At 67.5% G+C, this 12,467-nt stretch carries 12 protein-coding genes; 7 read left to right on the top strand and 5 right to left on the bottom strand.

From position 1 onward, the window contains the following. Positions 1 to 108: 108 nt before the first annotated feature. Positions 109 to 1,518 (top strand): type I glutamate--ammonia ligase, encoded by a 1,410-nt coding sequence (gene glnA / locus AC07DI_RS23635; RefSeq protein WP_384257224.1) that lies wholly within the window; start codon positions 109 to 111, stop codon positions 1,516 to 1,518. A 417-nt stretch (positions 1,519 to 1,935) separates the two neighbouring features. Here glnA and AC07DI_RS23630 read toward each other — a convergent pair whose 3' ends face one another. From AC07DI_RS23630 to AC07DI_RS23620, 3 genes are all read right to left on the bottom strand, one after another. Next, the gene (locus AC07DI_RS23630; protein WP_478905994.1) at positions 1,936 to 3,054 is read right to left on the bottom strand and encodes a DUF4062 domain-containing protein; all 1,119 of its coding nucleotides are present in this window, start codon (positions 3,052 to 3,054) and stop codon (positions 1,936 to 1,938) included. Between the two features lie 602 nt (positions 3,055 to 3,656). After that, positions 3,657 to 4,190, bottom strand: coding sequence for an NUDIX domain-containing protein (locus AC07DI_RS23625; RefSeq protein ID WP_478905993.1), 534 nt, complete (start codon positions 4,188 to 4,190; stop codon positions 3,657 to 3,659). A gap of 1 nt (position 4,191) precedes the next feature. Continuing rightward, positions 4,192 to 5,553 (bottom strand): tetratricopeptide repeat protein, encoded by a 1,362-nt coding sequence (locus AC07DI_RS23620; protein WP_478905992.1) that lies wholly within the window; start codon positions 5,551 to 5,553, stop codon positions 4,192 to 4,194. A 236-nt stretch (positions 5,554 to 5,789) separates the two neighbouring features. Here AC07DI_RS23620 and AC07DI_RS23615 point away from each other — a divergent pair, with 236 nt between their 5' ends. The 6 genes from AC07DI_RS23615 to AC07DI_RS23590 all read left to right on the top strand — a co-directional run bounded on the left by AC07DI_RS23615 (position 5,790) and on the right by AC07DI_RS23590 (position 10,342). Beyond that, positions 5,790 to 6,542, top strand: coding sequence for a hypothetical protein (locus AC07DI_RS23615; protein ID WP_478905991.1), 753 nt, complete (start codon positions 5,790 to 5,792; stop codon positions 6,540 to 6,542). Between the two features lie 73 nt (positions 6,543 to 6,615). After that, positions 6,616 to 7,527 carry a phosphotransferase family protein gene (locus AC07DI_RS23610; protein ID WP_478905990.1) on the top strand — a complete coding sequence of 304 codons (912 nt, stop codon included), beginning with the start codon at positions 6,616 to 6,618 and terminating at the stop codon, positions 7,525 to 7,527. Beyond that, a complete protein-coding gene (locus AC07DI_RS23605) occupies positions 7,528 to 8,223 on the top strand; it encodes a class I SAM-dependent methyltransferase (protein ID WP_478905989.1) in 696 nt (231 codons plus the stop codon). It abuts the gene before it with no gap. Between the two features lie 33 nt (positions 8,224 to 8,256). After that, on the top strand, positions 8,257 to 8,841 hold the full coding sequence (locus AC07DI_RS23600; RefSeq protein ID WP_478905988.1) for an HAD domain-containing protein: 585 nt from the start codon (positions 8,257 to 8,259) through the stop codon (positions 8,839 to 8,841). Positions 8,842 to 9,122: 281 nt separating this feature from the next. Beyond that, entirely contained in the window at positions 9,123 to 9,443 is a 321-nt protein-coding gene (locus AC07DI_RS23595) for a hypothetical protein (protein WP_478905987.1), read from the top strand. A 239-nt stretch (positions 9,444 to 9,682) separates the two neighbouring features. Further along, positions 9,683 to 10,342, top strand: coding sequence for a YceI family protein (locus AC07DI_RS23590; protein WP_478905986.1), 660 nt, complete (start codon positions 9,683 to 9,685; stop codon positions 10,340 to 10,342). Positions 10,343 to 11,028: 686 nt separating this feature from the next. Here the strand turns inward: AC07DI_RS23590 and AC07DI_RS23585 are convergent. Beyond that, a complete protein-coding gene (locus tag AC07DI_RS23585) occupies positions 11,029 to 11,805 on the bottom strand; it encodes a metallophosphoesterase (protein WP_478905985.1) in 777 nt (258 codons plus the stop codon). A gap of 343 nt (positions 11,806 to 12,148) precedes the next feature. Next, complete coding sequence (locus AC07DI_RS23580; protein ID WP_478905984.1) at positions 12,149 to 12,379, bottom strand: DUF5133 domain-containing protein; 231 nt, start codon at positions 12,377 to 12,379, stop codon at positions 12,149 to 12,151. Positions 12,380 to 12,467: the final 88 nt, after the last annotated feature.

Here is a 12,467-nt window from a genome sequence, read left to right as displayed (position 1 = left end):
GAGAAATGCCCCGTCCCTATGGTCGGGTCCCAGCGTGTGCCACCGCACTGGCTGCACCACGAGCTGCAACCCCGTCCGGCCCCGGGCGGGAGTAGGAGGAGTTGGATGTTGTTCCAGAACGCCGACGACGCGAAGAAGTACATCGCGGACGAGGACGTCAAGTTCGTCGACGTCCGATTCTGCGACCTGCCCGGTGTCATGCAGCACTTCACGATCCCGGCGGCGGCGTTCGACCCGGACGAGGAGCTTGCCTTCGACGGTTCGTCGATCCGCGGCTTCCAGGCCATCCACGAGTCCGACATGGCGCTGCGCGCGGACCTGTCGACCGCCCGGGTCGACCCGTTCCGCCGCGACAAGACCGTCAACATCAACTTCTTCATCCACGACCCGATCACGGGCGAGCAGTACAGCCGTGACCCGCGCAACATCGCCAAGAAGGCCGAGGCCTACCTCGCGTCGACCGGCATCGCGGACACCGCGTACTTCGGTCCCGAGGCCGAGTTCTACGTCTTCGACAACGTCCGCTTCCAGACGTCGGCGAACGAGAGCTTCTACCACATCGACTCCGAGGCGGGCGCCTGGAACACCGGTGCGGTCGAGAACAACCGCGGCTACAAGGTCCGCTACAAGGGCGGCTACTTCCCGGCCCCGCCGGTCGACCACTTCGCCGACCTGCGCGCGGAGATCTCCCTCGAACTGGACAAGAACGGCCTCCAGGTCGAGCGCCAGCACCACGAGGTCGGCACGGCCGGCCAGGCGGAGATCAACTACAAGTTCAACACGCTGCTGGCCGCGGCCGACGACCTGATGCTCTTCAAGTACATCGTGAAGAACGTCGCCTGGCGCAACGAGAAGACCGCGACCTTCATGCCGAAGCCGATCTTCGGCGACAACGGCTCGGGCATGCACGTCCACCAGTCGCTGTGGTCGGGCGGCCAGCCGCTCTTCTACGACGAGCAGGGCTACGCGGGCCTCTCGGACACCGCCCGCTACTACATCGGCGGCATCCTCAAGCACGCCCCGTCGCTGCTCGCCTTCACCAACCCCACGGTGAACTCCTACCACCGCCTGGTCCCCGGCTTCGAGGCCCCGGTCAACATGGTCTACTCGCAGCGCAACCGCTCGGCCGCGATGCGTATCCCGATCACGGGCTCCAACCCGAAGGCCAAGCGCGTGGAGTTCCGCGCGCCGGACCCGTCCTCGAACCCGTACCTGGCGTTCTCGGCGCTCCTGATGGCCGGCCTGGACGGCGTCAAGAACAAGATCGAGCCCCCGGAGCCGATCGACAAGGACCTCTACGAGCTGGCCCCCGAGGAGCACGCGGGCGTCGCCCAGGTCCCGACCTCCCTCCCCGCGGTCCTCGACGCCCTCGAGGCGGACAACGAGTACCTGCAGGCGGGCGGCGTCTTCACGTCCGACCTGATCGAGACGTGGATCGACTACAAGCGCACGAACGAAATCGCCCCGATCCAACTGCGCCCGCACCCGCACGAGTTCGAGCTTTACTTCGACATCTAGAAAGCACGATCGACTGACCTCGGCGGAGCCTTGGAAGTATGCCGTGACCTGCGGGAACTCTACTCAGCAGTTCTCTTCGTCACTACTTGCTTTCCACCCCCTTGTGCACCGTGTGTGCACCGGACGGCCAAGCCTCTGATTTAGCGTCAGGAAAGACAGCGAGGGCCGCTACCCCAGTTTTGGGGTAGCGGCCCTCGCTGCTTGTCCGGGCTCTGGACGGCGACAGCCCTTTTCGTCTCCTAGCGATGGGCCGGCTCGTGGACTGCGGGAATCTTCCCTCGTGGGCAGCCGTCTTGGCCGTCCGCTGTTGGCTAGTGAGGTGAGGCGGGTGCGATTGAGAGTGCTGTGGGCTGGCCCACGGTTGGCAGAGAGTGGCGCCCCCGCAGAAGTCGCCTGTCTGACTCTAGAGATGCACTGTCAGGAACCTGAAGGGTGCTGTCTGATCAGGGCTCGCGACAGAATGCCAGCCACCTCCTCGGCTCCCGCGTCCAATGCGGCCCGGCTGATGGACTCGTCCGGCTCGGTTTGCAGCGCGAACGAACGGGTGTAGGCGCTGAGATCGGCACGAGTACGCGACTGATGCGGGTCAAATCTGTCGACTTGGGTAATTTTGGGATCAGATACGCCGATTGCCACGACGACGCGCTCACTTTGAATCAGGTCCAGCGCGCCGATGCATCTCAGCAGGGAGGAGACTTGCTGTGGCAGCGCTTCGCGATCGAGGATTGACCCCATATTGTCCCGGGGTAGCGTCGCCCGCAGCGAGACTTGGCCCGACTTATGCAAGCGAACCTCTACCAGTTCCCCATGCCGAGGAGCGTCGAAGGTACGAGATCTACCAATGGAGACGCTGACGTTTGCATACTCGCGGGAACTCGAAGACGTCAAGGCAACGTCGTTCTCGACTACCCCGACCTGGCGGATCCGGTCCGCCAGAGAAGTGCCGGACTCTTCCAGTTCCCTTGCTGAGTAGCCCAGGAATCCCAGCGGAAGCACATGTAGTTCCAGCAGAGGAAGACTGGCGCCACGGTCGACGCCAGCCTGGTCGAGACTCCAGCGTAGAGAAGTGGGCTGCGCCAAGGGGGCAAAGGACAACGAGGACCGGTCCGACTCCGCTTCCTTGACCTTGGCTACGACTTTAGTCATCAGCTCAGCGGTGTTGTGGAACGAGTCGCGGAACCCGCCAGTGGCGTAAGCCTCCACGGTTCGGGCGAATTCCTGCTGGGCGTCCTCGAAGGTGACATCCAGCTTCCGATAGACCCAGCGCGGCTTGCCCGCCGCCTTGGCCGCGACCCACTCATCGTGTGTTGCTGATTGCCCTGTCTCGGGGAAGACGTGACCGTAGGACGGCCCGAGCAGGAAGACGCAGACGTCCGCGGAGTCGAGGGCGGCTAGGCACGCCTGCCTGCTGGGTGTGGTCTGCGCGGAGAAGTCCTCGAACAGGACGGGGATGTGTCCAACTGCACGGATGAGACCAGGCAGCGCGTCGCGCTCCTCTTCCAGTCCCCTGCGGACGCTACTGATGAAGATTCTCACGCTACGGTATCTCCATTGCTGAAGGGTTCGTTGAAACGAACCGAACGGCCAACGAGTGCCTGGCACATGGGGGGTTGCCTGATGCCTGAAGTCTCGGAAGAGGCAATACGCGCCTACTGGAAGGAGCACCGGGAGCAGTTACGGCAGTGCGAGACGCAACGCTCGACACTAAGCAGCCTCCTTCTCGTTATCACGGCTGCCCTGAGTGCTCTCATCGTCCAACAGAAGTTCTCGACGTACGTCATACCCCTGTGCCTTTTCGTGGCAGTGACTGGAGGATACGGGGCGCTGGCGGTCTCCAAGTACTTCGAACGGGCGTCCTACCATCTTTCTCAGGCGCGAGCCCTAACCAAGGATTTGGTGGAGCTGGGTGCGCTGGGGTCCGACGAAGGACTAGTACGCGCGAGGGCTGCCCACTACCTTCTTTTCCCTCGGCTGCATCGCATTCGTCTTCATCGCCTGTGGGTAATTCTTCACCTCGCAATCGCCCTGTACGGACTCTGCCTCTTCACCATATGTGTGACCGTGGCCTGATGTCCGGAGTACTTGCGCTTCGCCGGTAGGCCCTTCGGTGACCGTTTCGACTCATCGAGGGCGAGCCGCTACCCCCAGCCGTCGAGGGAGACTTCTGGACCACCCACGAGATAGCGGTGGAGGGCACTCGCGGTGGTGTTCACGAACTCCGCAGGGATGGCGTCGGCATCGATCCAGCAAACTTGGGCGTGCTTGCGGGGCTCGCGGTTCTCGGGCTCACCCGTCCACTCGTGGGCGGCGAAGACCACGGTGAGGAAGCCGTTGGGCGCCTCGACGCCCCGGGCACCGTGGATGATGTGCGCGACCTTGAGAGACTCGGGCTTCACGGTGAGGCCCGTCTCCTCGTACAGCTCACGCACCGCCGTTTCCGTAATCGGCTCCCCCGGCTCGCTCTTGCCAACCGGCAAGTCCCACATGCCCTGGGCGAACTTAGCGTTCTCGCTGCGCTGTAGCAGCACGACACGGTTGGTGGCCTTGTCGTGGACGATGACGGCCGCGACCAGCAGGGTCATCGAGTCAAGTGCGGGCTTGAGAGCTTGGGGGCGCGCGTCGGTAGTCGGCTCAGCCACAGGGTTCCCTTCGTCGGCCTGGTTGTTGGGCATGTTAGGCGAGCACCTCGCGGGCTCGGCGGGCAAGCTCGGCCGCGCCTGGCACCTTGCGGCGCTGGTAGATCGCGAGGGGCGAGCGCAAGGACGAGATGGCCTTGCGAGTGCGGTCCGACGTCATGCCTTCCATCAGGGTCAGGGACTGCGACCATGCGGCGATTGCCTCGTCGGCGCGGGTTTGGGCAGCAAGGCTGTCGCCCAGGTCGGCGTATGTGAGGGCGTGGACGCGCTTGTACTGGACCGGGTCCCAGCGGGTGAGTGCAGCTCGGTGTTGGACCTCCGTGCCGGGGTGGTCGGCCAGATCGGTGAGGGTGCGGGCGGTGTGGCTGGCAACGGTGCCGGCCGCTGGGCCGCTGACGCGGGAGTAGCTGGGCTGCGGGTTGTCCTCACGGAGGAGTGCGTCCTCGGCGGCGAGGAGGGCGCGGGCGGCGGCAGGCTTCTCGCCGATGGCGGCGTACGCGCGGGCGTGGGTGATGTGGAGAAGGGCTTCAGTCTGGCCGTCGACGCGGCCGAGTCCGCGGGTGAGCGCGCCTTCGACGAGGTCGACGCAGTGGTGGGGTTGTTTGAGGCTGAGGGCCTGATGGGCGAGGGCGCGCATCATCCAGGCGGCGTGACCGTTCGGGTCGGCTTCGCATGCAAGTTGGTAGCCAACCTGGTAGTAGCGCTGGGCGGCACCTTCCTGGCCGAGGTCGTGGTGCTTCCAGCCTGCCAGGTAGGCGAGTTCGGCGACCGCGCCGAAGGCTGCCTGACGTAAGGCTTCGTTCGGGAAGCGGGCGCGGAGCATGGGGGCAGCTGTGTCGGCTAGGTAGGCCGTGACAGTCGTCAGGCCGTGGCCGCCGCCGAGGCGTTCGTCGGCGGAGCTGAACGCGGTGGTGATCTGGCGTACGACGTCGACGTCCTCAGTACCGACCAGGACTCCCCCGGTACGGGCGCGGAGCATGCGGGAGGTCGCCTCGTGATCGTAGGCGAGTGGCATCGCGACCCCGGCGGTGGTGAAGGCCGCGATCGCCAGGAAGCGTCGGCGGTCGACGTCGGCGCGGCCCAGCTCCGTTGCGGCGACGACTGGATCGGGGTTCGCCGTGGCCGTCGGCGTCTCCACCTGGCCGCGCAGGCCGATCTCCGTGGATGTGACTGTGCGTGCCAGGCGACGGGACAGTGCTTCGGCCAAGTACTGGCCCATGCGGCCGCTCGGCTCACGTGCGCCGTTGACCCAGTGGGAGATCGCAGACTTGTTGGTCTGGAGGACCTCGCCGTTCTCAGCGGCGATGCGGCGCACGTCCTTCGCTAGGGCGTCGAAGGTGCAGCCGCTGGCAGAGATCACGTCACGCAAGCGTGAGTTGGGCTGATTGGGCGTTGGCACGACCTCCCCCGATCAGGAGCTGTAAACCGCGTATACCGCTTCCGCCGCCTCACACCGTACCCACTGTGCGTGACGACCGGTTCACTAATCATCAGCCGCCCGGAACGGTTCCAAGTTCCGATCGACCGTGATCCAGGCTCCCCCCTTCCTGGTCCGGGCTGCCTCAAGTTCCGTACGCCCGCTTCGGGTTCGGGCATTCCTGTGCCCGAACCCGGCCGATGAGAAACGGAGACACCGTGACCACCATCGATACCGCGGCCATCACGGTCGTACTGCCCGAGGCGTTCGACGAGCGCTGGAGCCGCCTGCCCGGCGTCCAGGTCGACGGCCGGCGCATCACCATCGATCCGGCCGAGTACTTCTTCCGCTTCGAGTCCAACACCTGGCTCGTCGCCGACTGGGAGCTGGTCAAGGAGCAGCTGCTGGACGTGGACGAGACGATCGAGAGCGCGGTCGAGCAGCTCGCGCTCGACTTCATCAAGGAGCACGCGCGCTCTACCTCGGACGCCGCACACGTCTTGGGCACGGCGTACGAGGTGTACGCCTACCTGTTCCGCGAGGAACATCTCGCCTCGCTCGGACTGCCGCAGATCACCACCGAGCATCTGCGGATGCTGCGCGAGGCGGCCACGCTGATGGCACTGAACAAGGTCGAGCTGGACGGACACATCTCCAACGTCGGCCCGTGCTGGTTCTTCCCCGCCGCCACCTCCGTCGTCTTCGACCTCGACGACGAGACCGGCGGCATGCTCGACGAGGTCTACCACGGCGGCTGGTTCAACGAGCACCGCCGCATCGAGTCCATCAAGGCCCACGCCGCCCTCGGCGGACGCCTCGTGCACGGCTGCCAGTCCGTGCCGGACCAGTCCGGCGGCGTCGTCGCGCCCTACGGTGCCTCGATGGCCAACTTCCGTAATGACCTTGCCGAGTTCAAGGCCGGATGGATCGAGCAGGTCTACGCCCACCGCGTGACCGGCCCCGCCGAGTAGCCCACCCGCAAGGCTCCGGGGCGGGCAGGCCACCTCGCCCGCCCCGGACGCCACCAACCCACGGAGCCCTCTCATGGACGAGAAGCTGACCGCCGAACTCCTCACCCACCTGTGCGCGGTCAGGGGGCTGCCCCTGCCCGAGCGCACCGAGGTGCGGGTGTGGTCGATGTCCGGCGTCGAACGCCTCACCTTCCCCGACCGGACCACCGCCATCTTCAAGTACGCCAAGCAGCCCTTCGACAGCGAAGCCCAAGCCCTGCGCCTGGCCCACACCCTCGGCGTCCCCGTCCCCGAACTACACGCGACGGCGATCCTGGACAACTGCCTCGGCATGCTCCTCGAAGACCTCGGCGTCCCCGCCCGCGAGGCGGATAACCTCGACGGTGTCGCTGCGGCCGTGGTCCTCCACGGCACCCGCACCGCGCCGGCCCTGGCGCTACTCGATGAGGAGCGCCTGAGCGGCCTGCCCGTGCGTGCAGCCCTGCACCTCGATGAGCTCCACGCGGCCGACCGCTGGTCGGACACCGACGACATCGCAGGTGCCCTCGATCAGATCGCGAAGGCCGCCGGCCCCAGGGCCACCGGCACCACGCTCGCCCCGTTCGGCTGGGTGCACTCCGAGTTCCACCCCACCAGCCTCCACATCGGGGATCACGGCTGGCGTCTGCTCGACTTCGCCCGTGCTTTCACCGGACCCGGCCTGCTCGACCTCGCCAGCTGGCACGGCACCCTCGAGACCCCAGACCCGGTACAGATGCGGGCCTTCCTCGACCAGTACGTCGCCACCGGCGGGGCCCCTGACGCCCTCGCCGAGCGGGGTGGCCTGCCCGCTGAGCAGTGGGCGCTGGGGTGGCACCGCATGTGGGCGGTCGAGTGGTTCATGGAGCAGTCGATCCGCTGGATCAACGACCCGGCCACCGACCACACGTACATCAAGGTCGTACGCCGCCACCTCACCGACGTCCTCCAACTGCTGGAGGTCTAGGTGCTCACCACCCAGGCGTCCCCCTGGTACGCCCACGCCCTCCAGCGCACCGCGACCGGCCCCGCCGAGCCACTGGCCGTACCGGCGCGGATGGAGTGGACGACGAGACCAGGGCGCGGACCGGGCGCTGAGATCCTCGGCCACGACTTGAGCGGCAAGCGGATGTTGGAGCTCGGCTGCGGCCCCGGCCACAACGCCGCCCACCTCGCCATCCGCCACGGCGCCCATGTCACCGGCGTCGACCTGGTCGGCCTCCAGGTCCGGCGGGCCCGTTCGCACTACGGACGGCTGAGCAACCTCAGCTTCGTCGCCGGCCACGCCCTGCACTATCTCCAGGCGTCAGACGAGCAGTTCGATGCCATCTACTCCGTGTTCGGCGCCGTCGGCCTCGTAGCCCCTGAACTGCTGCTGCCCGCCATCGCTCAGCGCCTCAGGCCCGGTCGCACCCTCGCCTTCTCCACCCCGCACCCTCAGCGCGGAGGACGCCGCCCGGCCACGGGCGACCGCCCCCGCCGGGACTACGTCGTTCTGCCCGACCGCACCCGACTGCCCGTCGCCCGCTGGGACTTCAGCGCCGAGCAGTGGCAGCGGCATCTTGCCGACGCCGGTCTATGGCTCACCGCCGCCCACGAGTTCCACGATGCCCGGCTCGGCCACTGGCCCACGACCTTGCTGATAAAGGCCCGCAAGCTCTGACGCTGCCGACCGCCACACCCCATGGAGGCACCCATGAACGTGCCCTACCTGCTGCTGGACATCGACGGTGTCCTCATACCCTTCCCTCAAGGCGACGGCAGCATCCCGGCCACGCACGTCCGCTACGAGGTCGTACCGGACGGCCGGACCCCGGAGGATCCAGTCACCGTCTGGCTCAACCCGGCGCACGGGCCAATGCTCACCAACATGTTCCGGAGCGTTCCGCTCGCCCCGGTCTGGTGCACGAGCTGGCGCCGGGACGCCACGACGCTGATCGGCCCGCTCCTCGGCCTCCCGGCCCTCACGTACGTCGATCTCCCGCACCCCAAGATCACGACGTCCCACCCCAACGGCTACCTCTGGAAGCGCGACTACGTCGACGCGTGGCTCGGCGACGAACCCGCAGTCTGGATCGATGACGACTTCACCGCGCTCGACCACAAGTGGGCCGTGCACCGCACCGCTGCGGGCTTCCCCACCCTCCTCGTGCAGCCGGACGCCCATCTGGGTCTGCAACCCGAGCACCTCACTCAGATCACAGCGTGGGCGAGAGGGCTGAGCGGAGACATCGCATCGCCTATGCCAGCGGCCTCGCCTGCGAGTCGCGAAGCCCCGTAAGCATGGCGCAGAACCTGCCGGGGCCTCGCGACTCGCAGGCACCGCGGTACGTGCAACTACCGGTGCTGACGACGCTTCTCGTGCATCGGGCTCGTCGTCGGAGCCGGAGGCTGGACAGCGGGAGGCGCCACTGCCGGGCCCAAGAAGGTGCTGGGCTGTCGCGCTGCCCGCGCTCGCTTGTTGGGTTGTGTGGTGATGCGCCAGTTGAGGACCTCGGCTGGGCGTTCGGCTGTGTCGAGTTCCCGGCTGGCGGCCACTTCGGCGAGGAGGACGCGGGGTGTATGGCCAGCGAACGCGGGATGGCGACGCTGCATCTGCGGGACTTCCGGACAGCCGTGGATCAGCTCACGGACGGACTCGCCGCGATGCCCGATGAATACCGGCGTGACAAGACGTGGTTCCGCGCCTGCCTCGCGCACGCGCTCGCGGGCGCCGGGGAGACCGCCCAAGCTCTCACCGTCGCCACGGCCATCGTCCGGGACGCTGCGGACGTCGGTCGGCCCCATGCGTGGAGCGAGCTGCACACTGTGGCAGGCGTCGTCGTGTGCCGGTCCCCCGGCAAGGGGCGCCATCTGGTCGCAGCGTTGAGAGAACTCGATTGATCACACGCTTCACCCACTTGACCGCGCACCGCCGGAGGGAGGGTGCCGACTGCGGCGGCGTGACCGTCCGTGATCGGCGTGCCGCCCACCGTGCATTCACATCATGTCGATCCTGTGCATCTTTGCCGTCGGCGTCATGGAAGCCGGACGAGGGTGCCCATCTCGCTGCGTGGTGCCTGGGACCGTCGTGATGACATTGATGACACGGAGTGATTGCTTCCGAGGGAAGGTACGGCCTCATGGGCATCTTCAGCCGCCGCCAGACCGGCACCGCCGAGCCGTCGCAGGGCGGTGGGCTCGGCACGCTCGTTCGGCAGGGTGGGGCCGGTGGTGTCGCACTTGATCCGGCGCTGCGGGCGCTGGACGGGCAGTGGACGATCGACCGGCCGCACAGCCGCATCGGGTTCTCCGTGCGGCATGCGATGGTCACGACCGTCCGGGGCGCTTTCGCGGATTACGACAGCACGCTCCACTTCGACGGTGACCGGCCCTCCGAGTCGAGGGCCGAGATCGTCATCCGGATCGCCAGCGTCGACACCGGCGTGGAACAACGCGACGCGCATCTCATCGGTACCGACTTCTTCGACGCGCGCCGCTACCCGGAGATGGTCTTCCGCAGCACCGCCACCGCCCATGAGGGCGGGGAGAGCTTCCGGATGGCCGGGGATCTGACCATTCGCGACGTCACCCGGCCCGTCGAGCTGCAACTCGACTACCTGGGCTCGGTCGTGGACCCTTTCGGGTTCGAGCGGGTCGGCTTCGACGGCACCACCACCATCGACCGCACCGACTGGGGGCTCGTCTACAACCAGCGGCTGGCGGCGGGCGGCACGATGGTCAGCGAGAAGGTTCGGCTGCAGTTCGACATCTCCGCGATTCGCGCCACGGCCGCCCCTTGATCCGGACCCGCCGCCGTTCAGTCATTTTCCGATAATCGTCGTTCGGATATTGGATATTCGGATTATTGTTGTTTCTGGTCCGGATTCGCGGCTGATATTTTGCCCTCCAGTCAGCATTGCATTTTGCATTGCATTGGATTTCTTGGAGGGGCTGTGGTTCGGGTGTGGGCCGCCGCCGGGGGGCTCGTTCTCCTGGGGGGCGCGTGTGGGTATGTCGCCATGGGGCCCGCCGCGGCCACGCAAGGGGAGGGCGAGCCGCCGATTCCTACGCTCTACCTCCAGCAGGAGCGGGGGCATGTCTCGGGCGCGTCCGGCGAGTCCCGTACTCCGGTCGCCAACCGGTTCACCGTACGGGACCGCGCGGGCGCCACGGTCGGCGGCGCCTTCGAGTCCTGTGCCAAGGAAGTGGTCGGCGCGCGTGAACTCACCGCCTACTGCTCCGGGATCATCGAGATCTCGGGCAAGGGGAAGATCGCTTTTCAGGCGTCCAGGGCCGTGGCCAGTAGGCCTGATCGGCCCGATCGGCCCGATGGCAGAAAGCCGTCTGCCACGGGGGTCGTCACGGGCGGGACCGGGCTTTATGACGGTGCGGGCGGCGAGATGGAGCTGACGCCGCCCACCTCCGACAAAAGCCCTGGGTCGCGAAGTTCCGGTAACCAGGAGCAGTTGAGCAGGTGCCGTTCCGCTCACGCCGGCGGCAGCGGCACCGGGCGGAAGTGCGTCGTCAAGCGGCCCTCGTCGTCCAGGACGTGGAAGGCGACGGCCGGTGGCAGATCCCGGTGGACGTGGTGGGAGGGGTCCGTCTGACGCTCCCAGGGGAGGCGGAGCGTGGAGACCACGCCGGGGGCCACGAGCAGGGGGCGGCCCGCGAACGTCGTCGCCGCGGGGGTGTGGGCGTGGCCCGCCAGGAACGCCGTCACGTTCGGGTGGCGTGACGTCAGCTCGGCCAGGCGGCCCTCGTCGAACTGGCGGATGACGTCCACGTACGGCGTGTTCAGCGGGACCGGCGGGTGGTGGAAGGCGATCAGGACCGGGCGCGTGGGCGGGGTGTCGGCGAGGAGGCCGGCCAGGAACGTCAGCGTCTCGTCCGCCATCCTGCCGTGGTCCTCGCCGGGTACCGAGGTGTCGCAGAGGGCCAGGACGAAGCGGTCCGTCGTGTAGGAGTGGTTGACCGGCGCCGTGCTCGGGGCTTCGCCGAGCAGGTGCTCTCGGTACGCGGCGCGCTCGTCGTGGTTGCCGGGGCAGGCCAGCAGCGGGTGGCGTGAGGCCAGTAGCTTGCGTGCGGCCTCGTACTCGGCCGGGGTGGCGTGGTCGGCGATGTCGCCGGTGGCGATGACCGCGTCCAGGTCGTACGGGAGGTCGTTCAGGTACGTCATGACGGCTCGGGTGCGGGCGGCACTGCGTCCGCCGTCCTCGTCGCGGGTGTCGATGTGGATGTCGCTCAGGTGGGCTATCACGATCATCGCTGCGGGATCTTCTTCCGTTGTGTGGGAGTGGGCGGGAGGGGGCCGGGAGCCGCGTGCGCGCCGAGTCGCCGCGGCGCGACGTGGCACGACGTGGCAGCGACGGGGGATGACCCGGTTTCCCGAGGCACCCGCCGCCTGTCCCCCCGCCCACCTACGCGGACGCACCCACCACGCCCCCGCGGACCGGCACGATCGACCGTGCCGTACGGTGCCGAACCGTGCCGGTCCGCGAAACGCATGACATCCAACGTAGTCCAGGACGGGCAACCGGAGTTGACCGCGCCGCCACCTGCGTCCGGCGGCCCGCATCCCGCGTGCCGGGCCCTCCGCCCCGTCGCCCTCAGGCCTGAAGCTGCACCTTCGTCCGCGTCGGGCGGTAGTCGCGGAGCTTCTCCCTGGCCACGGCGAGCGCGCTCTGGATGTCGCGCGTTCCGGTGGAGACGCACAGGGTGTACGTGACGTTCTCTATGCGGCGGCGCACTTCGTGGTTGTCGGGTTCCGCGGAGAGGCGCGCGGTGAGCATCTCGTGGTTCTCGACCAGGTTTCGCAGCACGGGCTCGGCCATCAGCATGGCGGTTGTCCTTTCGGGGACAGGTCGGGTGGTTCGTCGCTCCCTGCGGTACCCCCTGTCCGTTTGGTTATTCTCACCCCTTATGCCC

The sequence above is a fragment of the Streptomyces sp. NPDC044106 genome, from assembly GCF_056433985.1.
This window is presented reverse-complemented; position numbering and strand designations above follow the sequence as displayed.

Excerpts from the sequence above, each read along its gene's own strand:
- AC07DI_RS23625 (WP_478905993.1), bottom strand. The coding sequence starts at position 4,190 with ATGCCCAACAACCAGGCCGACGAAGGGAACCCTGTGGCTGAGCCGACT.
- AC07DI_RS23610 (WP_478905990.1), top strand. The coding sequence starts at position 6,616 with ATGGACGAGAAGCTGACCGCCGAACTCCTCACCCACCTGTGCGCGGTC.
- AC07DI_RS23600 (WP_478905988.1), top strand. The coding sequence starts at position 8,257 with ATGAACGTGCCCTACCTGCTGCTGGACATCGACGGTGTCCTCATACCC.
- AC07DI_RS23595 (WP_478905987.1), top strand. The coding sequence starts at position 9,123 with ATGGCCAGCGAACGCGGGATGGCGACGCTGCATCTGCGGGACTTCCGG.
- AC07DI_RS23590 (WP_478905986.1), top strand. The coding sequence starts at position 9,683 with ATGGGCATCTTCAGCCGCCGCCAGACCGGCACCGCCGAGCCGTCGCAG.
- AC07DI_RS23585 (WP_478905985.1), bottom strand. The coding sequence starts at position 11,805 with ATGATCGTGATAGCCCACCTGAGCGACATCCACATCGACACCCGCGAC.
- AC07DI_RS23580 (WP_478905984.1), bottom strand. The coding sequence starts at position 12,379 with ATGCTGATGGCCGAGCCCGTGCTGCGAAACCTGGTCGAGAACCACGAG.